Genomic DNA, 18,905 nt, shown 5'->3' with positions numbered 1-18,905 from the left:
GTCGATCAGATCAGGCAGTACGGGATTGGATGAATTGCACGATGCGCAGCGCGGCTTCCACGCATTCTTCGGTCTCGGCCACCAGGGCCATGCGCACGCGCTGGGCGCCGGGGTTGCTGCCCTGGGCCTCGCGGGCCAGGTAGCTGCCGGGCAGCACCGTGACATTGTATTGAGCCAGGAGGGCGCGCGCGAACTCGGCGTCGTCCATGCCCAGGGCTTCAGGCACCTTGGCCCACAGGTAGAAACCGGCATCCGGCAGGGCGACTTCCATCACGCCCGCCAGCAGTGGTGTGACCTGGGCGAATTTCTTGCGGTACAGCGCGCGGTTTTCCACCACATGCTGCTCATCGCTCCAGGCAGCAACGCTGGCGGCCTGCACGATGGGGCTCATGGCGCTGCCATGGTAAGTACGATAGAGCAGAAATGACTTGATCAGGGCCGCGTCGCCCGCCACAAAGCCGCTGCGCATGCCGGGCACGTTGCTGCGCTTGGACAGGCTGGTGAAGGAGATCAGGTTCTTGAAGTCGCCGCGTCCCAGCTGCGCCGCAGCCTGAAGGCCACCCAGGGGTGGCTCGTCGCGGAAATAGATCTCGCTATAGCACTCGTCCGAGGCAATCACAAAGCCGTAGCGGTCGCTCAGCTCGAACAGCTTCTTCCATTCGCTCAGCGGCATCACGGCGCCCGTGGGGTTGCCGGGGGAGCAGACAAACAGCAACTGCGTGCGCTGCCACACGGCGTCGGGCACGGCATCCCAGTTCACGGCAAAGTTGCGGCTGGGGTCGCTGGCCGCGTAGTACGGCTGGGCGCCGGCCAGCAAGGCGGCGCCTTCGTAAATTTGGTAGAACGGGTTGGGGCAGACGACCAGAGGTTGGCCTTGAGAGGGGTCGATGATGGTCTGCGCAAAGGCAAACAGCGCTTCGCGTGAGCCATTGACAGGCAGCACCTGGGTGCCGGGGTCGAGGGTCAGCGCATAGCGTTGTTGCAGCCAGTGGGTGAAGGCCTCGCGCAGCTTGGGTTCACCGGCCGTGGCGGGGTAACTGGCCAGTCCGCCCAGGTTGTTACTGAGTGCATCTTTGATGAACTGCGGTGTAGGATGGCGTGGCTCACCCATGCCCAGGCTGATGGGGCTGTAGGCCGCCGGGGGAGTGACTCCCGCGAAGAGTTGCCGCAGCCGCTCAAAGGGGTAAGGCTGGAGTTGGGAGAGCAGGGGATTCATGGAGCGACATTATGGGCGAAGGGCGTGGGCGCACGGGCTGTGCACCGCGCACTGCGTCCTCGGGGCAAATGGGGTTGCAAGGGGTGGGCAGGCGCCCTGTGGTGTTGTCAATCCGACGTAAGAGCAGACACCTAGCATCGCCCCTTTTCAAGAACGATAACGGAGACAAGATGTCTGGATTCCTACCGCTGCGCCCCGGACTCTGGTGGATGCGCAGGTGGCACCTGCCGGGCAAATTGGTGACGCTGGGCGTGTTGATGGGGGGCGCGCTGGCATTGGCCGCCCTGGATGCCCCGTGGTGGAGTGTGGCATTGGCTGGCGCCGTGGTTCTGTATGCCCTGTGTGCGTTGCATGCCGGCCTAGCGTCCGACCTGCAAGGGTTGGCGCATGCGATGGAGCAGACCACACGCGGCGACCTGTGTGCCCGGGCGGGTGTCTATGGGCACGACGAGGTCGGGGCAATGGCACAGTCGCTCGACCGCATGGTGCTGACGCTGTCGTCGATGGTAGCCGATATCCGCAGCAACGCGGCGCTGGTAGCCCATGCGGGGCAAAGCCTGGCGCAAGGCAACCGGTCGCTGGCCGATCGCACTGAGCAGCAGGCGGCCAACCTAGAGCAGACAGCCGCCAGCGTGGAGCAACTGTCTTCGGCTGTCCAGAACAACGCACAGACCGCGCGCAGCGCCGATGCCCGCGCTGCCGACGTGCGCAAGGCCGCCGACACCGGGGCCGAAGCCATGGCTCGCGCGGTGCAGTCGGTGGAGGCGATTCAGCAAAGCGCGCGCCGCATGACCGAGATCATCGGCGTGATCGACAGCATTGCTTTCCAGACCAACATCCTGGCGCTCAATGCCGCCGTGGAGGCCGCCCGCGCCGGTGAACAGGGCCGTGGGTTTGCCGTGGTGGCGGGCGAGGTGCGCACCCTGGCCAAGCGCTCGGGCGACGCCGCGCGGGAGATCCGCGAACTGATTGGCGCTTCGGTGAGCCAGGTCGAGGCCAGCGCAGGGTTGATCCGGTCGGCCGGCGAAGGCATTGCCAACATGGCCAGCGGCATCCGCAGCGTGGCGGCCAGCATGACCGAGATTTCCGGTTCCAGTGCCGAGCAGAGCACGGGTTTGAGCGAGGTGAGCACGGCAGTGCAGCAGCTGGACCAGATCACGCAGCACAACGCCCAGATGGTGGGCCATGCCGTTTCGCAGGCCGAGGCGCTGGAGCACCGCGCTTCCACCCTGTCACAGGCGGTGGCGGCGTTTCGCCTGCAGCAGGGTACGGCCGATGAGGCGGTGGCCCTGGTGAACAAGGCCGTGGCCCTGCACAAGACCAGTTCGCGCGACCAGTTTCTGCGCAGCATCACCGACAAGACCCAGCCCTACCATGACCGCGACATGTACGTGTTTGTGCTGGATCCGGCGGGCACCTACCTGGCCTTCGGCGGCAACCCGGCCAAGGTCGGGACCCGCGTGCAGGACATCCCCGGCATTGCGGGCGACCGGTTGGTGAGCGATATCGTCAGCCAGGCCGACCAGGCACCCGGCTGGGTGGAGTACGACATCAACAACCCGTCCACCGGAGCGGTGCAAACCAAGATGTCCTACGTGAGCCGCGTGGGGGACTGGTACGTGGGCTGCGGGGTCTACAAGTCGCTCGCCGCCCGATAGGCGCTGGGCAAGGCGCAGTGCCCGTGGCCATATAAAACGCGCGTGCCGTAGCAGCGCGCCGGCCCCACACACAAAGAGGAATTAGCGCGGGCCCTGTTCCCGAAGCTGGCGAGCCCGCTCCATCGCGGCAGCAATGGCGGCCTTGCGTGCCTCCATACCCTCGGCCGCGACGGCGGCTGCCGCTGTGCCGGACGGTGCTGGTGTTTGCCCGCTGGGCGCGCTCATGCTGAGGGCGCTCGTGGCCTCGTCGTCTAAACCTTCATCTTCCAGCGGCACGCGCTGGCGGTGTTGTTGGTAGCGCTGCAAGGCCTGCTGCGCAAGCGGAGCCGACCATGCGGCCCAGCCGGTTGCATTGCCGCTGGCGTTGTCGAGATGGATGCAGTCCACCGGGCAGGCGGGGATGCACAGCTCGCACCCCGTGCAGTACGGCTCGATGACGGTGTGCATCTTCTTGTTGGAGCCCACGATGGCATCAGTGGGGCACGCCTTGATGCACAGCGTGCAGCCAATGCACCAGGCCTCGTCGATGAAGGCCACGCTGCGCGGCGCCTCCACACCGTGGTCTGCGCTCAAGGGAACCACCGCATGACCCGTGATGGCGGCCAGGCGGGCGACCCCCTCTGCGCCCCCGGGGGGGCACTGGTTGATGGCGGCCTCTGCCTGCGCGATGGCCTGCGCATAGCTGGCGCAGTCGGGATAGCCGCAGCGCGTGCACTGCGTCTGGGGCAGCGCGGCGTCAATCCGCGCCGCGAGGTCCTGGACTGCTGCCTGGGCCAGGGGCGGGTGGCCGGAAGCGGGGTCGCTCAAGCCTTGCGCGCCTTGCTCTTGCTGCTGCGGGTGGACGGGGCCGCTGTGGCACTCGTCTTGGCTGCGCTCAGATCCGCGGAAGGGGCCTGTGCGGCACCTGTCGGTGCGGCAGCCGGCTGCACCCAGCGTGTGGCCACGGCGGTGGCTGCCTCGGCCTTGGCCGCAGCACGGGCCGGTGCAGGCTGGGCGGCGGTGGCTTTGGGAGGCTTGGTTGCAGCGGTCTTGGCTGCCGCCGGTGCGGGCTTGCTGGCAGCCTTGGCAGGTGTGGGAGCGGGGCTGGCAAGCCGGGGTGCAGGCGTCGCTGCGGGCGCGGCCACTGGCTTGGCCGGCAGCTCATGCTCCAGGATGAACGCGCGTACCTTGGGGTACACGATGTCGCGCCAGCGGCGGCCACTGAAGATGCCATAGTGGCCCGCGCCCTTGGCTTCAAGGTGGCGCTGCTCCTTGCGCACGATGCCGCTGCACAGGTCGTGGGCAGCTTCGGTCTGGCCCGAGCCGGAGATATCGTCCAGCTCTCCTTCCACGGTGAACAGGGCGGTGGTCTTGATGTCTTGCGGGCGCACGCGCTCGATCTTGCCGGCGGGCGACCGTACGTCCCAGGTGCCGTTCACCAGCTTGTAGTCCTGGAATACGGTCTGGATGGTTTCGAGGTAGTAATCCGCATCCATGTCCAGCACGGCGTTGTACTCGTCGTAGAACTTGCGGTGGGCTTCGGCGCTGGCGTCGTCTCCCTTGATCAGGTCCTTGAAGTAATCGTAGTGGCTGGACGCATGGCGGTCCGGGTTCATGGCCACAAACCCGGTGTATTGCAAAAAGCCTGGGTACACGCGGCGACCGGCGCCTGGGAATTTCTCCGGCACGCGGTAGATCACGTTGTTCTCAAACCACTCGTAGCTGCGGTTGGTGGCCAGGTTGTTCACCGCCGTGGGCGACTTGCGGGCGTCGATGGGGCCGCCCATCATGGTCATGGTCAGCGGGGTTTTCTCGCCCCGGCTGGCCATCAGCGACACGGCTGCCAGCACGGGCACCGTGGGCTGGCACACGCTGATCACGTGGCAGTTGCCGTAGATGCCTTGCAGGTGGCGAATGAAGTCCTGCACGTAGTTGACGTAGTCGTCCAAATGAAACTCGCCCTCCGACAGGGGCACCAAGCGGGCGTTTTTCCAGTCGGTGATGTAGACCTTGTGGTCCTTGAGCATGGTGCGCACGGTGTCGCGCAGCAGCGTGGCGTAGTGGCCCGACAGCGGCGCCACGATGAGCACCACGGGTTGGCCCTTGAGCTTGGTCAATGTCGCTGGATCGTCCGAGAAGCGCTTGAAGCGGCGCAGCTCGCAAAACGGCTTGTCCACCTCGATGCGCTCATGGATGGCGACACCGATGCCATTCACATCCACCGTGTGGATGTCGAACGCGGGCTTTTCGTAGTCCTTGCCCAGGCGATAGAGCAGGTCGTAGCCGGCGGCCATGCGCTGGGCCATCGAGCTCTGGCTCAGCGGCGACACCGGGTTGCTGAACAACTTGGAAGCCGCCTGCGCAAAATCTGTAAAGGGCTCCATCAGGGAGCGCTGGGTTTCGTAGAGGTGGTACAGCATGGGGCGAAACTCCGTTTTGTTGCAGTGCAATATAGCAGCACTTGGTAACAAGCGCATGGAGTAAAACCACCAATGCCAAGTCGCCTTTGCGACAAATCGCTCAGGGCTTGGCCGCAGGTCGGGGGGCCGTTGGCAAGAGCGCTTCAATCATCAAAAATGATAGCATTTAAGGCAAGAAGCACTCGCGCTTGCACCCATTTTTGCTTTATCCCTGCGGTTTGGGCTCTGCGTTGTCGCTCAGCCACGCCTCGAACGACTCGCGGGCTGAGTTGCGCAGCGCCGGGCGAAAGGCGGTCTTGTTACTCAGGTACAGGCAGTGCCGGATCACCGTGTAAGGGTTGAAGCTGCCTTGCGGGTTCTGGTCCTCAAAGTGCTGCTTGTAGCGCTTGACCACTCCGATCGTCTCGCGCATCAGGCTGTTGAAGCGCGCACGCGTCATACCGGGCGACCAGGCCTGGATGTCGTCCACGAACCCATCGACCTTGGACGGCTCGAACTCAAAGTCCTTGAAGAAATGCGTGGCAATCTTCAGAAAGGTGAAGGCATTGAGTTCGCTGCTGGTGGCTGCTGCGCGGGTGGGGGTCTGCAGATCGGCGGCGACATCCTGCACGGGTTCGGCGGTCTCGTCCGGGGCCTGCAGCAGTTCGGCGGCCGTTGCATCGCGGATCTGGCGAAACTCGCGGTCGGCCAACTCAAACAGGGCCGACAGCACATTGATGCGTCGCTTGAGCTGGCCCGGGATCGACTTTTTGTACTTGATCTTGTGGTCCAGCACGCTCCAGGAGTCCTGGATGATGGTGCGCACCTGCAGCTCAAAGGGCCAGTGCGCATAGGCCGCGTGCTCTGGCAAATCGCGGTCGGCCGCGCTCAGCTTCAGGTCCAGGTGCAGCCCCTTGTAGCCAAACGAGGCCTCGGTGCTTTCCACCGCCGATACCTTGTCGGTCACTTCGATCACCGCGAAATGTGAGCGCACGATCTGGGCGATCTTCTCCAGCTCGTCTTCATACAGACACACCACCCGCACGCCGATGAGGTCGGTGATGTAGGTCTGGATGTCATAGGGCGTATTGCTCTCTTCCAGCGCCGGCCGGTATTTGCGCACAAACTTGCGAATGCATTCGTCCACGTCCTTCACGCGCCCCTCGACCTTGGTGATGTCCACGCCGCCCGCCTGGGTCACCACGGCGGCCACCAGCGCGGTGAGTGCGGCGCAGGCGTCTTCCAGCGCCACCGCCTGCCCGGCGTACCAGGTGCGAAATTGGGATGCCTCCAGGTCGAAATCAAGCGATGCCATGCCAGGCCTTTGTGGTGGGTATTGCCAGGGTTGATGCAGAAAGTGGGCGCAAGCGCAATGTGCTCGCCGCGCAGCGGTTGCCAGCATATCCGGCCCGCGTGGACGATTCACGACATTCCTGTGCAGTTTGCGCGCAAATGCCCCTTTGCCTCGCAGGACAGATGCTCATAATGGTGTAGCACCGCCGGTGCACGATGCCCCTGCCGATCCGGCGCGCGCCTTCCACCAGGATTCATGACACCTACCCCAGACCTGCACATCGACGCATCCGCCGCGCCAGGGCAGGGCGCGCGCGTGTCTGACGACGTGGCGGGCAGCCGCGACCAGCGGTGGCTGCCGGTGGTGTTGCCGCCTTTGATTGCGCTGCTGACCCTGGGTTTGACTTTTCTGTACTGGCAAAGCGAAGAGACGAACACGCGGACCCGGCGCGAGCAGAACTTCGAGGTGGCGGCCGACCAGATCGCCTACAACCTCAAGGACCGCATGGCGACCTACGAGGTGGTGTTGCGCGGCGTCAAGGGCTACTTTGAAGGGTCGGAACGCATTGACCGCACCGAGTTCCAGGCCTACGTGAGTGCGCTGCAATTGCAGGCCACCCGGCCCGGACTGCAGGGGGTGTCGCTGATCTTGCAGTTCCCCGGCAAGGCGCTGGCCGCCCACCTGGAAGACATGCGCGAGCGCGGCTTTGACCAGTACGCCGTGCGTCCGCCGGGTGAGCGTGAGCTGCTGGCCCCCATCACCCACATCGAGCCACTGGAGGGTCCCAACCTCAAGGCGCTGGGCCTTGATGTGCTGACCATTCCTCCCGCCAAGGAAGCCCTGGACCGGGCCCGCGACACAGGGGCGCTGGCGTTGTCGGGGCAGCTGACACTGATGCAGAACGGCGTCCCGGGGTTGGTGATGTACATGCCTTTGTATGGCGCCAGCGCAGATGTCAGCACGGTCGAAGGGCGGCGGCTGGGGCTGGCGGGATGGGTGTCCGCGCCGTTTCGCATGGAGGAGGTGATCCACGGCATGTCCCGCGAATTCGACGCCGACATTGGCCTCCAGATCACCGACAGCACCCCGGGCGCCGCTGCGGAGCCAGCCGCTGCGGGCGCGCTGCTGTTCAGGAACCTGGAGGTCTCTGCCCTGGGGGCAGGTGCTCAGGTTTTGCAGGCGCGGCGCGAACTGGAGCTGGGCGGTCGCCGCTGGACGCTGCAGATGGCCCCCCGACCGGGCTTTGTCCAGCGCTTCCAGGAAGATGGGCACCACCCCGTCGCGCTGCTGGGCACGGCGCTCAGCCTGATTCTCGCGTGGTTCACCTGGCTGCTGGCCACGGGCCGTGAGCGTGCGGTGGCGCTGGCGCGCGACATGACGGCCGAACTGTGCGCCACCCGCGACGACCTGGAGAGCACCCTCAGCGCCATCCCTGACCTGTTGTTCGAGCTGGGACTGGACGGGTGCATCCACCACTACCGATCGGCCCGGTCGGGCGAACTGGCCGTGCCCCCCGAGATGTTTCTGGGCCGCCTGCTGCGCGATGTGGTGCCCCCCGAAGCCGCCGCAGGCTGCCATGCCGCGCTGGAAGCTGCGCACCACGCCGGGTATTCCTCGGGCCACCAGTTCCGGCTGGAGCTGGGCGGTGTCACCCACTGGTTCGAGCTGTCGATTGCGCGCAAGGAGAGTGCGGCGCCTGGCGACGAACCCCGCTTCATCGCGCTCTCGCGCGACATCACCGAGCGCAAGCAGGCCGAGGCCCGTTCGCACCAGCTGGCGTATTTTGATGCGCTCACCGGCCTGCCCAATCGGCGCATGCTGCTGGACCGCATGGAGCACGCCCTGGCCAATGCCCAGAAGGCAGCGCAGGTGGGGGCCGTGCTTTATATCGACCTCGACGACTTCAAGCAGATCAACGACGCACGGGGGCACACCGTGGGCGATACGCTGCTCATGCAGGTGGCCCAGCGGCTCACGCAGCTGCAGCGCCCGGGCGACACCGTGGCGCGCCTGGGCGGGGACGAGTTTGTGGTGCTGGTGCACAACGTGGCGTCGGACATGGAATCCGCCGGACGGGCGGCGCTGCTGGTGGCCGAGGAGATGCGCGCGGCGCTCGAAGTGCCCTACACCATCGACACCCACCTCTACAGCACCACGGGCAGCATCGGCATCACGCTGTTTCCCAAGCGGGGCGAGGGCGTCGAAGACCTGCTGCGCGAGGCCGATACCGCCATGTACCGCGCCAAGGACCTGGGGCGCAACCGCATCCGCTTTTACGAGGCCGCCATGCAGGCCGACGTGCAGGAGCGCCTGGCACTGGAGCAGGACCTGAAAAAGGCGCAGACGCTGGGCGAGCTGGCCGCCTTTGTGCAAAACCAAGTGGATGCTGCGGGCAATGTGGTGGGGGGCGAATTCTTGATGCGCTGGACCCACCCCGTGCGGGGCAACGTGCCACCCAGCCGCTTCATCCCCATTGCCGAGGCGTCGGGCCTCATCCTGCGCATGGGCGACTGGATGATCCAGCAGGCCTGCGAGACCCTGGCGCGCCTGCAGGCAGCGGGGCGCGAGCTGTCGTTGTCCGTCAACGTGAGCGAACGGCAGTTCCGCCAGGACGACTTTGTGGACCGCGTGCGCCACATATTGGCCCACACCGGCGCCAACCCGGCCCACCTGATCCTGGAGGTGACAGAGAGCCTGCTGATCGAAGACCTGGACGACACCATCGCCCGCATGACCGAAATCGTGCAGTTCGGCGTGCGTTTCTCCATCGACGACTTTGGCACCGGCTATTCGAGCCTGGCCTACCTCAAGCGGCTGCCGCTGTACGAGCTGAAGATCGACAAGAGCTTTGTGCAAGACACCCCGGACGACCCCAACGACACGGCCATTGTTCAATCCATCATCTCGGTGGCCCGCCACCTCAACCTGCGTGTGGTGGCCGAGGGCGTGGAGACACGCGCCCAAGCGGATTTTCTGGTGGGGAGCCAGTGCGAGTGCTTGCAGGGCTACCTGTTCGGGCGGCCAGAGCCCTTGGCGGCGTGGGTGGGGCGGCTGGTTACCTAGCCGCTGCTGCTGCCAGCGCGCCCGGCTCTGCTGGCTGCTCGGGCGCAGCGCTCGCATACGACAGCATTGCCAGCGCATGCACCTCCCGCGCGGGGCGGTCCTTGAGCAGATGGTTGCTCCACACCTGGCGCCAGATGCGGGCGCCGGGCAGGCTGTGGCGCAGGCCCAGCATGTGGCGGGCGATGTGGGGCCAGGGGGTGCCGTACTGGGCGGCCTCGCGCTCCATGTATTCGACCATGGCCAGCTCCACCTCTTCGCGGGTCAGGGGGCAGGGGGCGCCCCCGTAGTACAGCTGGTCCCAGCGGGCCAGCCACCAGGGGTTGTGATACGCCTCGCGGCCGATCATCACGCCGTCCAGGTGTTCCAGCTGCTCCTGCACCACCGCGTCGGTGTTGATGCCGCCGTTGATGGCGATGGTGAACTGCGGAAACTCGGCCTTGAGCTGGTGCACCACCTCGTAGCGCAGCGGTGGCACGTCGCGGTTTTCCTTTGGGCTCAGGCCCTGCAGCCAAGCATTGCGCGCGTGCACGATGAACACGGTGCACCCGGCCTCGGCCACGGTGCCGATGAAGTCGCGCACAAAGCCGTAGTCCTCCACCTTGTCGATGCCGATGCGGTGCTTGACGGTGACGGGCACGCTCACCACGTCCTTCATGGCCTTGACGCAGTCGGCCACCAGCTGGGGCGACTTCATCAGGCTGGCGCCGAACGCGCCCCGCTGCACGCGGTCGCTGGGGCAGCCGCAGTTGAGGTTGATTTCGCCATAGCCCCACTGCGCGCCCAGGCGCGCTGCCTCTGCCAGCTTGTCGGGCTCATTGCCGCCCAGTTGCAAGGCCACAGGGTGTTCTTCGGCATTGAAACGCAGGTGGCGCTCGGTGCCGCCATGGATGATGGCGCCCGCATTCACCATCTCGGTGTACAGCAGGGTCTGGCGGGTCAGCAGCCGGTGAAAGTAACGGCAGTGGCGGTCGGTCCAGTCCATCATGGGGGCGACGGACATGCGCCAGGGGCTCAAGGTGGGTTCCACGGGCAAACAGCGAGGGCGGAGAGGGGGATGTTCTGCAGCAGAGCGGCCCCTCTGGTCGGGGCCGCTGCGGGGCTGCAGGTGCGAAACCCGGATTATCCCACTGGCTGCGCGCGAGGTGTCGCAGGAGGGTTTTGGCTCAACACGGGCGCAGGCGCTCATGTTGATTGCGCTGGATGCTATCAAAAACGAAGTTCAAGGGCTTGTGTGTCTGGGCGCACAGAGGCCTGTGCCTGGTCGTCAGCGCATCAACGCGCGTTCTGCCCCAGGTCTTGCAGCCTGTATTTCCGCACGATCTCGGTCCGCTGGCGCGGGTCGATGTTGATGTGGGTGGCGTCGCGGCCCACCTGGGCCAGCAGGCGCGGGTCCATCACGCGGCGCCACAGGGGCGGCACATAGGCCAGCGTGAACATGCCGAAGTAGCCGATGGGCAACTGCGGCACGTCGTCAAAGTGGCGCAGCGACTGGTAGCGGCGCAGCGGGTGCGCGTGGTGGTCGGAGTGCCGCTGCAGATGGAACAAGGCCCAGTTGGAGAACACGTGGTTGCTGTTCCACGAATGCTGGGGGCGGCAAGGTTCGAAGCGGCCGCTGGCGTCTTGCCGCCTCAGTAGGCCATAGTGCTCGACATAGTTGGCCGAGGTGAGCTGAAAGTTGGCCCAGAAGGACGCCACCAGCAAAAACGGCAGGATTGCCAGGCCCAGCCACAGTGCCAGCCCGGCCCACAGCAGCGCCGTGACGAGCGCTGGCTGCAGAATCTCGTTGTGCCAGGACAGCAGCGGCAGGTGCTGGCGGGCCAGACGGTCCTTCTCCAGCGCCCAGGCGCGGCGCGCAGCCCCAGGCATCTCGCGCAGCACAAAGCGGTAGATGGACTCGCCCATGCGCGACGAGGCCGGGTCGGCCGGGGTGGCCACGTCGCGGTGGTGGCCCCGGTTGTGTTCGATGAAGAAGTGCCCATAGGCCGTGGGCGACAGCACCAGCTTGGCCAACCAGCGCTCCAGCGCCGTGTTCTTGTGGCCCAGCTCATGCCCCAGGTTGATGCAGAACCCGCCCACTGTGCCCGTGGTCAGCACCATTGCCAGCACGCCGTGCCAGGGCAGGGGCTGCGTGGCTACCCACCAGGCGCTGAAGATGAAGGCCGCCCACAGCACCGGCACCAGCAGAAAGGTGATGCGGCGGTAGTAGCGGTCGTGCTCCAGCGCAGGCACTGCGGATTCGGGCGGGTTGCTCTGGTCCACGCCCAGCATCCAGTCGAGCAACGGGGCGACGAGGTAGAAAAAGGCCACCGGCGCCCACAGCGCCAGCGGATCCCCCGTCCAGACCATCAAGGCCGGGCCCACGCCCACGGTGCAGGGCACCACCAGCGACAGCAGCCATGCGTACCGCTTGCGATCGCGGTAGGGTGGTGTGGTGGGGCGCTGGGCTTGCAGCATGGGGCGGCGGTAAGAACACGGGCCTGCTACTGGTGAATTCTGTACCGGCGGGGCGCAAACGCCAGTTTTATTTGGCATTCCGTTGTTGTCACAAAAAATTGAACCAAAACACTCGATAGTGCCGGTGTTGATTGCCTGGATTGCTATCAAATGGTGAGTGCCATTGCAAGCGCTGCATACAGGCTGCGTTGGCTGTACTTTGCCTTGCGTCAAGGCGGGACATTGGCCCTATCAGCGATACTCGCGGCGCTTTCGACGCCTGCAAGGCCTCGGGTTCGCCGCCCGCTTCAGCGCTCCAGGCTCCGTTCTGTCACCCCGTTTCCCATGCACCACACCATTTTTGACACACCGGTTGTCAACACGCTCCTGCGCGCCATTTCGCGCTTCACCCTGCGCATCACCGGCTGGAAGGTGGAAGGCGCCTTGCCTGCCCACGCCGCCAAAAGCGTTCTGATCGCCGCGCCGCACACCAGCAACTGGGACCTGCCGTACACGCTGATGCTGGCGTTTTCGCTGCGGCTGCGGGTGTACTGGATGGGCAAGCACAGCCTGTTCAAGGCGCCGTTCGGCGGGGTGATGCGCTGGCTGGGCGGCATCCCGGTGGACCGCAGCCAGGCCAACAACCTGGTCGCCAGCTCGGCCCAGGCCATGCGCGATGCCGACGGCCCCATGCAACTCATCGTGCCGCCCGAAGGCACGCGCGGCAAGACGCGGCATTGGAAGACGGGCTTTTACTTCATCGCCCAGCAAGCGGGCGTGCCCATCGTGCTGGCGTTTGTGGACTACGGCCGCAAGGTCGGCGGCCTGGGCCCGGTGTTCGAGCCCACGGGCGATGTGGAGCGGGATATGGCGAGCATCAAGGCGTTCTATGCGCCGATCCGGGGCAAGAACCCGACGCAGTTCGAGGCCTGATTTTTTTGGTTATTGAATGAATTGGGCTGCTGGCGCTTATGGGGAAAGCGGTAGCTGCTATCAAAAAGGTAGTTGATGCGATGGGCTGCGTTCAGGCTCCCACGCTTCGCCGGTCGATCTTGCGGCTGAGCACGATGCTGGTCTGCGTCTGGTGCACGCCGTCCAGTTGGCCTACCTTGTCGAGCAGGGCGTCAAGCTGCTCGTGGCTGGTGCAGCGCAAGAACACCAGGTAATCAAACGGCCCGCTCACGGCAGACACCTCTTCGACCTCAGCCATGGCCTCCAGCGCGCGCAGCACGGCGGGCGCAGTCTTGGGCAGCACGCAGATGCTGCACCACGCCCGCACGGTGGTGGCGTCTAGCCGCTGACCCAGCCGCACCCCATAGCCCGCGACCACACCGGATCGCTCCAGCCGCGCAATGCGCGCCACCACCGTGGTTCGGGCCAGCCCCAGCTTGCGGGCGAGCTGGGCTGTGCCCTCGCGTGCGTTGGCCTGCAACAGGCTGAGCAGTTGCCGGTCGGTGTCATCCAGGGGCTGGGTCATGCGTGCTCCGTCCAAAAAGTCATAACGCCCATCATATTCGTCGTTATGGCAAAACAAACATCTGCTTTCGACGTTTTGAGAGCTACACATTGACAGAACTGCTGCCTAGCATCAAGGCATCACCAACACCTCGCCGCTGCATGCGGCGAGCACTACCGGGAGCGCTGCCATGACCACCTTTGCCACAACCTCGAACTCCGCCGCCCGCCGCGCCATCACCATCCTGGGGGCGGGCCACATCGGCTTTGCCATGGCGCTCTTGCTGCAGCAGTCCGGCGACTACAACATCCTGGTGGCAGACCGCGACCCGGCCCGCCTGGCCGAAGTGGCGACGCTAGGCATCTCCACCCGGTTGACCACAGATGACGTGAGCTTGCAAGCCGCCATCGACGGCCGCTTTGCCGTGTTGAACGCACTGCCATTCCATCGCGCTGTGCCTGTAGCCACGTTGTGCGCGAGCGCAGGCGTGCATTACTTTGACCTGACCGAGGACGTGGCCAGCACCCAGGCCATCCGCACCCTGGCCGCCAATGCCCGCAGCGTGCTCATGCCGCAGTGCGGCCTGGCGCCGGGCTTCATCGGCATCGTGGGCAACGACCTGGCCCGGCGCTTTGACACCCTGCACTCGCTGCGCATGCGGGTAGGGGCGCTGCCCCGCTACCCGCAGGGCGCCCTGCGCTACAACCTGACCTGGAGCACCGAGGGCCTCATCAACGAGTACTGCAACCCCTGCGAAGCCATTGTGGACGGCGTGCGCACCACGGTGCCCGCGCTGGAGGGGCTGGAGACTTTTGCGCTCGACGGTGTGGAATACGAGGCCTTCAATACCTCGGGCGGGCTGGGCACGCTGACGGAAACCTTGGCGGGCAAGGCGCGGCAGGTGGACTACCAGTCCATCCGCTACCCGGGCCACAACGCCATCCTCAAGTTGCTGCTGAATGACTTGCGCCTGCGCGACCGGCGCGATCTGCTCAAGGACATTCTCGAAACCGCCATCCCCACCACCGATCAGGACGTGATCGTGGTGTTTGCCACCGCATCAGGCCTCAAGGGCGGGCGATTGGTGCAGGACTCTTATTCGGCGCACATCGTGGGCGCCGAGGTGGCGGGGCACCGGCTCAGCGCCATCCAGCTCACCACGGCGGCAGGCATCTGCACGGCGCTGGATCTGGTGGCGCAGGGGCGGCTGCCGCAGCAGGGTTTTGTCGGGCAGGAGTCTGTGGCGCTTGCGGACGTTCTGTCCAACCGTTTTGGCTCCGCCTACGCCCGGGAGGGCGAGCTGGTGCACTGAGCCCGTCTTGACTGGCTCAGCGCCCCGGCTTCTGGTACATGCCCTCAATGGCCTCGGCAAAGTGCGCCATCAGGTTGTTGCGCTTGAGCTTGAGCGTGGGGGTCATGAAGGTGTTTTCAATCGTCCACGGCTCCAGCGTCAGGTGCACCGTGCGCGGTACGGCATAGCGGGCAAAACTGGCGGTGTTCTTTTCGATGCGTGCCAGCACGGCGCGGTGCACGCTGGGGTGGTTCAGGCTGTCCGCCGCCTGGGGGTTGATGCCCAGGTCGGCCGCCAGGCGCTGCCACTCGCCCGCGTTCAGCACGGCCACGCAGGCAATGAAGGGGCGGTTTTCGCCCACCACAAAAGCCTGTTCCAGCAGCGGGTCGGCCAGCAGGGCCAGTTCCAGGTCGCCTGGGGGGACCTTCTCGCCGGTCGAGGTGACGATGATTTCCTTGATGCGGCCCTTGATGTAGATGCGTCCATTGATGATGTCGGCCTGGTCGCCCGTGCCCAGCCAGCCGTCGGGGCTCAGTATCTTGGCCGTGTCTTCGGGGCGTTTCCAGTAGCCCTTCATCACGATGGGGCCGCGCACCTGCAGCTCGTGGTTGTCGCCAATGCGCACCTCCACACCGGGCAGGGCCTTGCCCACGCAGGCGGGGTCGTTGTCGTCCAGTGCGTTGACCGACACCACGGGCGCGGTCTCGGTCATGCCGTAGCCCTGAATGAGCGGCAGCCCCAGGCCCAGAAAACACTTGGCAATGGTGGGCGACAGCGGCGCGCCGCCACTCACTGCCACGCGCACGCGGCCACCAAACTGGGCCAGCAAAGGCTTGGCCACCAGGGCCTGCAGCACCGGCCAGGGCAGGGCAGTCATCCAGCCTGCCGCCTGGCTGCTGGCGTCCGGCGTCGGGGCCGGCAGGCGCTGCGCGGCACAAAACCGGGCCCAGCCCTTGTTCTGCGCGGCTTCGTACAGCTGCATCTTCCAGGGTGTGGGCGAGAGCTTTTCGATCAGCTTGGCGTGGATGCGCTCGTAAATGCGCGGCACCGACACCAGCACGGTGGGGCGTATGGTTTTCAGGTCTTCCGCCAGCTGGGCCACTGAGCGGGCGTATGCCACGCAACTGCCCGCCGCGATCGGCAGGTAGTAGCCGCCCGTGCGTTCGAAGGTGTGCGACAGCGGCAGGAACGACAGGAACACGTCGTCCACCGTGGGTGCAATGCGCTCCAGCACGGCCTTCACGTCGCTCACCACGTTGCGGTGGGTCAGCATCACGCCCTTGGGCTTGCCCGTGGTGCCGGAGGTGTAGACGATGGCGGCCAGGTCATCAGCCTGCGGGCCTATGGCCGCAACGGAGGCGCCTGTTTGCGCCGCGCCCGTCAGCCATTGCGCCAGCGAGCCCACGGCTGGGCTGTCGCCCGACGCGGGACTGGGCTTGAACGCCTCGTCGTCATCGGTGATCACCACGGCGCGCAGGGCCGGGAACGGCGTGCCCACGGCGCGGATCTTCTCCCACTGCTCGGCCTGACTCACGATCAGCATCGAGGCCTCGCAGTCCGCCAGGATATAGGCGATGCTGCCCGGGTTGTCGATGGCGTGCAGCGGCACGGGCACGCCGCCGATGGCCAGCGTGGCCTGGTCTGCGCACATGGCATTGAGGCCGTTGGGCAGCAAGATGGCCACGCGGGCGGCCGGTGGCAGCTGCATGGCGGCGAGGGCCTGGGCCCAGGTGTTCACACGCTCTGCGGTCTGCGCCCAGGTGAGGCTGGCCCATGCCTGGCGGGACGGATCAAACGCCCGGTAGGCCTCGGCCTGGGGGGTGCGGGTGGCGCGGTAGGCCAAGAGCTGGGGCAGCGTTTGCACGCTGGCAATATCGGAAGGAGTGGCGAGCATGGAACTGTACGGTGGAGGCAGCCGCGCCAGGGCGGCCGGGCGGGCCCGGCCGGGAAGCGTGTGCCGGGGATTCATGCGGGCGCTGAGCCGGCGGGCCGGCGGTTGCCTCAGTGGAAACCCGCAGGATCATAGCGAGGGAAACTTGCAAAACCCCGTCGTAGGCCACGCGGGTTGTAAATGGTGTGTTCCACTTGTTGGAATGATCGCGGGCGCCAATCCGGCTAGCAGGGGTGAACGGGCGCCTCTGCAAGGCTTGGCCGAACTTTGCAGGGAGAATGCCGTTTTGCGCCTTGGCGCCAATCCCCTTCTTTGCACCTCCCATGGATCCCGTCACCATCTTTGTTGTTGCCACACTGATGATGCTGGCCAATGGATGGGTACTGGGGTTGATGCGCAGGGACTTCCCGGTGACGCTGCGCCCCAGCGCGGAGACCTGGCGTATTGCCACGCTGATGTTGGCCGGCAGCTCGCTGCTGTATGCGTTTCAGTACCACTTGCCTCTGGGGGTGGCGTCTCCGCTGGCCAATGGCCTCGTCATGCTGGGGTGCACCGGCTACTGGCGCGCCCTGCGGCAGTTCTATGGCCTGCCTGACCCACGCTGGCTGCTGGCGCCTGCGGTGGTCGGCACCTTGGGCGTTATTTGGTTTGCCGTGTTTCAGCCCGACACCCGCATGCGGGTGCTCATCCTGACCGCAAGCTGCACGTTCTTGCTGCTCGCCAGTTTTGAATTGCTGTTGTCGCAAAAGACGTCGGAAGGGCGGCACAGCCGTCGCGTGATGGCCAGCTTGTTTGCGCTGGTCGCGGTGTTTCTGGTGTTCCGCGCCGCCTATCTGGCTGCGCGTGGCGCCAGCCCCTCTTTTGACGTCACGGGCGAGGGGGCGTGGATCAACATCGCCAGCCCCATGGTCACGGCCCTGCTGCCGGTGGTGGGCACCACCGCCTTTCTGCTGATGTGTTCCGAAAGTGTCGGCCGGCAGTGGCAACTGGCGGCATCCACCGACTACCTCACGGGGCTGCCCAACCGAAGAACCCTCGTTACCGTGGGTGAGCGACGCTTTGGCGAAGCGACCCGCCTGCCGGGGCAAACTTTGGCTTTGGCCGTCATCGACATCGACCACTTCAAGTCCATCAACGACACACACGGCCATGAGGTAGGGGATGTGGCGCTGCGGCATGTGGCAGAGCATCTGAGGGCCGCATGCCGCGGCGCGGATCTGGCTGCCCGGCACGGCGGCGAAGAATTTGTGGTGCTCTGGGATGGCCTGGATATCGACGCCGCCGTCACGGCCGCAGAGCGGCTGCGCGCGCTGGTGGCGCGCGAGGTGTTGCATGTCGATGGCAAGACGGTCTCGATGACGGTATCCATGGGTGTCGCGGCCGTCGGGGCACGAGACAGCAGCTTTCACGACGTTCTCAGGCGTGCGGACGAAGCGCTGTACGCCGCAAAGGCCGGTGGGCGCAATCGGGTGGAGTCGGCCGCCTGACGACGCAGGCCTGCACGCGTCAGCGCGTAGCCGCTTCAGGTCGCCGCTTCCAGCCCCTGTGCGAAGTGCGCCTGCATGGCCTTGGCCGTGGCCTTGGCGTCGCGCGCCAGCATCGCAGCCAGGATGGCGCGGTGCTCGCTCAGCGAGTCTTCGATGCGCCCTTGCTTGAACAGCGAGTTGTGGCGGTTGAGCTTCATCACCTTGCGCAGGTCGGCCACCATCTGGCTGCGCCAGCGGTTGTCGGCCATCTCCAGCAGGTGCATGTGAAAGCGCTCGTTGATGGCAAAGAATTTTTCGCGGTCTGCCACGGCGGCTTCCAGCTCGGCGTGCAGGTCTTGCAGCGTTTTCAGCTGGGCCTCGGTGGCGCGCTCGGCCACCACGCCCGCGGCGTCGCTCTCCAGCAGGCTGAGCAGGTGGTACACGTCGCGCAGGTCTTTTTCGCTCATCTCCGTCACATAGGCGCCACGGCGCACCTTCATCGTGACCAGGCCTTCGGCGGCCAGCACCTTCAGCGCCTCGCGCAGCGGCGTGCGGCTGATGCCGAACTCCTCGGCAATCTTGAGCTCGTCGATCCAGCTGCCGGGCTCCAGCTCGCGGCGGAAGATGCGCTGGCGCAATTGCTCGGCCACTTCTTCGTAGAGCGCGCGGGGAGTGAGTGTGAGGGCAGACATGGGACGGATTGTAAGCTGCACGGAATATTTTGAATCAATAATTATGAATGATGTAAACTCGCCGCCA

At 65.6% G+C, this 18,905-nt stretch carries 14 protein-coding genes; 5 read left to right on the top strand and 9 right to left on the bottom strand.

Translation table 11 applies throughout. From position 1 onward, the window contains the following. Positions 1 to 10 precede the first annotated feature (10 nt). Positions 11 to 1,216: a succinyldiaminopimelate transaminase gene (dapC, locus tag C8C99_RS09045; protein WP_056644656.1), complete on the bottom strand. Its 1,206-nt coding sequence runs from the start codon at positions 1,214 to 1,216 to the stop codon at positions 11 to 13. A 170-nt stretch (positions 1,217 to 1,386) separates the two neighbouring features. Here dapC and C8C99_RS09040 point away from each other — a divergent pair, with 170 nt between their 5' ends. Then, positions 1,387 to 2,874 (top strand): methyl-accepting chemotaxis protein, encoded by a 1,488-nt coding sequence (locus C8C99_RS09040; protein WP_108625547.1) that lies wholly within the window; start codon positions 1,387 to 1,389, stop codon positions 2,872 to 2,874. Positions 2,875 to 2,955: 81 nt separating this feature from the next. Here the strand turns inward: C8C99_RS09040 and rsxB are convergent, their stop codons facing one another. The 3 genes from rsxB to C8C99_RS09025 form a co-directional block, all read right to left on the bottom strand. Continuing rightward, complete coding sequence (rsxB, locus tag C8C99_RS09035; protein ID WP_233247189.1) at positions 2,956 to 3,681, bottom strand: electron transport complex subunit RsxB; 726 nt, start codon at positions 3,679 to 3,681, stop codon at positions 2,956 to 2,958. Next, positions 3,678 to 5,273, bottom strand: a complete 1,596-nt coding sequence (locus C8C99_RS09030; RefSeq protein WP_108625546.1) for a polyhydroxyalkanoate depolymerase — start codon at positions 5,271 to 5,273, stop codon at positions 3,678 to 3,680. The genes rsxB and C8C99_RS09030 overlap by 4 nt, the downstream gene beginning before the upstream one ends. Positions 5,274 to 5,478: 205 nt before the next feature. Continuing rightward, a complete protein-coding gene (locus C8C99_RS09025) occupies positions 5,479 to 6,567 on the bottom strand; it encodes a GTP pyrophosphokinase family protein (protein WP_108625545.1) in 1,089 nt (362 codons plus the stop codon). Between the two features lie 234 nt (positions 6,568 to 6,801). On the opposite strand from C8C99_RS09025, the gene C8C99_RS24355 reads away from it, so the two are divergent. Continuing rightward, a complete protein-coding gene (locus C8C99_RS24355; RefSeq protein ID WP_108625544.1) occupies positions 6,802 to 9,609 on the top strand; it encodes an EAL domain-containing protein in 2,808 nt (935 codons plus the stop codon). Here the strand turns inward: C8C99_RS24355 and dusA are convergent. Further along, complete coding sequence (gene dusA / locus C8C99_RS09015; RefSeq protein ID WP_108625543.1) at positions 9,602 to 10,642, bottom strand: tRNA dihydrouridine(20/20a) synthase DusA; 1,041 nt, start codon at positions 10,640 to 10,642, stop codon at positions 9,602 to 9,604. The genes C8C99_RS24355 and dusA overlap by 8 nt on opposite strands. Before the next feature lie 239 nt (positions 10,643 to 10,881). After that, on the bottom strand, positions 10,882 to 12,063 hold the full coding sequence (locus C8C99_RS09010) for an alkane 1-monooxygenase (protein WP_108625542.1): 1,182 nt from the start codon (positions 12,061 to 12,063) through the stop codon (positions 10,882 to 10,884). Between the two features lie 324 nt (positions 12,064 to 12,387). Between C8C99_RS09010 and C8C99_RS09005 the strand changes: the two genes are divergently transcribed. Then, the gene (locus tag C8C99_RS09005) at positions 12,388 to 12,975 is read left to right on the top strand and encodes a lysophospholipid acyltransferase family protein (RefSeq protein ID WP_108625541.1); all 588 of its coding nucleotides are present in this window, start codon (positions 12,388 to 12,390) and stop codon (positions 12,973 to 12,975) included. A gap of 91 nt (positions 12,976 to 13,066) precedes the next feature. Here the strand turns inward: C8C99_RS09005 and C8C99_RS09000 are convergent, their stop codons facing one another. After that, positions 13,067 to 13,519, bottom strand: coding sequence for an Lrp/AsnC family transcriptional regulator (locus C8C99_RS09000; RefSeq protein WP_108625540.1), 453 nt, complete (start codon positions 13,517 to 13,519; stop codon positions 13,067 to 13,069). 169 nt (positions 13,520 to 13,688) lie between these two features. Here C8C99_RS09000 and C8C99_RS08995 point away from each other — a divergent pair, with 169 nt between their 5' ends. Continuing rightward, positions 13,689 to 14,810 carry a saccharopine dehydrogenase family protein gene (locus C8C99_RS08995; RefSeq protein WP_108625539.1) on the top strand — a complete coding sequence of 374 codons (1,122 nt, stop codon included), beginning with the start codon at positions 13,689 to 13,691 and terminating at the stop codon, positions 14,808 to 14,810. 16 nt (positions 14,811 to 14,826) lie between these two features. On the opposite strand, the gene C8C99_RS08990 is transcribed toward C8C99_RS08995, so the two are convergent. Continuing rightward, positions 14,827 to 16,683: a long-chain fatty acid--CoA ligase gene (locus C8C99_RS08990; protein WP_108625538.1), complete on the bottom strand. Its 1,857-nt coding sequence runs from the start codon at positions 16,681 to 16,683 to the stop codon at positions 14,827 to 14,829. A gap of 320 nt (positions 16,684 to 17,003) precedes the next feature. On the opposite strand from C8C99_RS08990, the gene C8C99_RS08985 reads away from it, so the two are divergent. Continuing rightward, the gene (locus C8C99_RS08985) at positions 17,004 to 18,167 is read left to right on the top strand and encodes a diguanylate cyclase (RefSeq protein WP_108625537.1); all 1,164 of its coding nucleotides are present in this window, start codon (positions 17,004 to 17,006) and stop codon (positions 18,165 to 18,167) included. Positions 18,168 to 18,202: 35 nt separating this feature from the next. On the opposite strand, the gene C8C99_RS08980 is transcribed toward C8C99_RS08985, so the two are convergent. Further along, positions 18,203 to 18,838, bottom strand: a complete 636-nt coding sequence (locus C8C99_RS08980; protein ID WP_056644630.1) for a GntR family transcriptional regulator — start codon at positions 18,836 to 18,838, stop codon at positions 18,203 to 18,205. Between the last annotated feature and the right edge of the window lie 67 nt (positions 18,839 to 18,905).

The sequence above is a fragment of the Acidovorax sp. 107 genome (assembly GCF_003058055.1).
GTDB lineage: Bacteria > Pseudomonadota > Gammaproteobacteria > Burkholderiales > Burkholderiaceae_C > Acidovorax.
The sequence above is the reverse complement of the archived record's forward strand: the minus strand, read 5'-3'. Positions and strand labels throughout refer to the sequence as shown.

What these genes read in the sequence shown, in the direction of transcription:
- dapC (WP_056644656.1), bottom strand. Translation starts at nt 1,216, where the DNA reads ATGAATCCCCTGCTCTCCCAACTCCAGCCTTACCCCTTTGAGCGGCTG.
- C8C99_RS09040 (WP_108625547.1), top strand. Translation starts at nt 1,387, where the DNA reads ATGTCTGGATTCCTACCGCTGCGCCCCGGACTCTGGTGGATGCGCAGG.
- C8C99_RS09030 (WP_108625546.1), bottom strand. Translation starts at nt 5,273, where the DNA reads ATGCTGTACCACCTCTACGAAACCCAGCGCTCCCTGATGGAGCCCTTT.
- C8C99_RS09025 (WP_108625545.1), bottom strand. Translation starts at nt 6,567, where the DNA reads ATGGCATCGCTTGATTTCGACCTGGAGGCATCCCAATTTCGCACCTGG.
- C8C99_RS24355 (WP_108625544.1), top strand. Translation starts at nt 6,802, where the DNA reads ATGACACCTACCCCAGACCTGCACATCGACGCATCCGCCGCGCCAGGG.
- C8C99_RS09010 (WP_108625542.1), bottom strand. Translation starts at nt 12,063, where the DNA reads ATGCTGCAAGCCCAGCGCCCCACCACACCACCCTACCGCGATCGCAAG.
- C8C99_RS09005 (WP_108625541.1), top strand. Translation starts at nt 12,388, where the DNA reads ATGCACCACACCATTTTTGACACACCGGTTGTCAACACGCTCCTGCGC.
- C8C99_RS09000 (WP_108625540.1), bottom strand. Translation starts at nt 13,519, where the DNA reads ATGACCCAGCCCCTGGATGACACCGACCGGCAACTGCTCAGCCTGTTG.
- C8C99_RS08995 (WP_108625539.1), top strand. Translation starts at nt 13,689, where the DNA reads ATGACCACCTTTGCCACAACCTCGAACTCCGCCGCCCGCCGCGCCATC.
- C8C99_RS08990 (WP_108625538.1), bottom strand. Translation starts at nt 16,683, where the DNA reads ATGCTCGCCACTCCTTCCGATATTGCCAGCGTGCAAACGCTGCCCCAG.
- C8C99_RS08985 (WP_108625537.1), top strand. Translation starts at nt 17,004, where the DNA reads ATGGATCCCGTCACCATCTTTGTTGTTGCCACACTGATGATGCTGGCC.
- C8C99_RS08980 (WP_056644630.1), bottom strand. Translation starts at nt 18,838, where the DNA reads ATGTCTGCCCTCACACTCACTCCCCGCGCGCTCTACGAAGAAGTGGCC.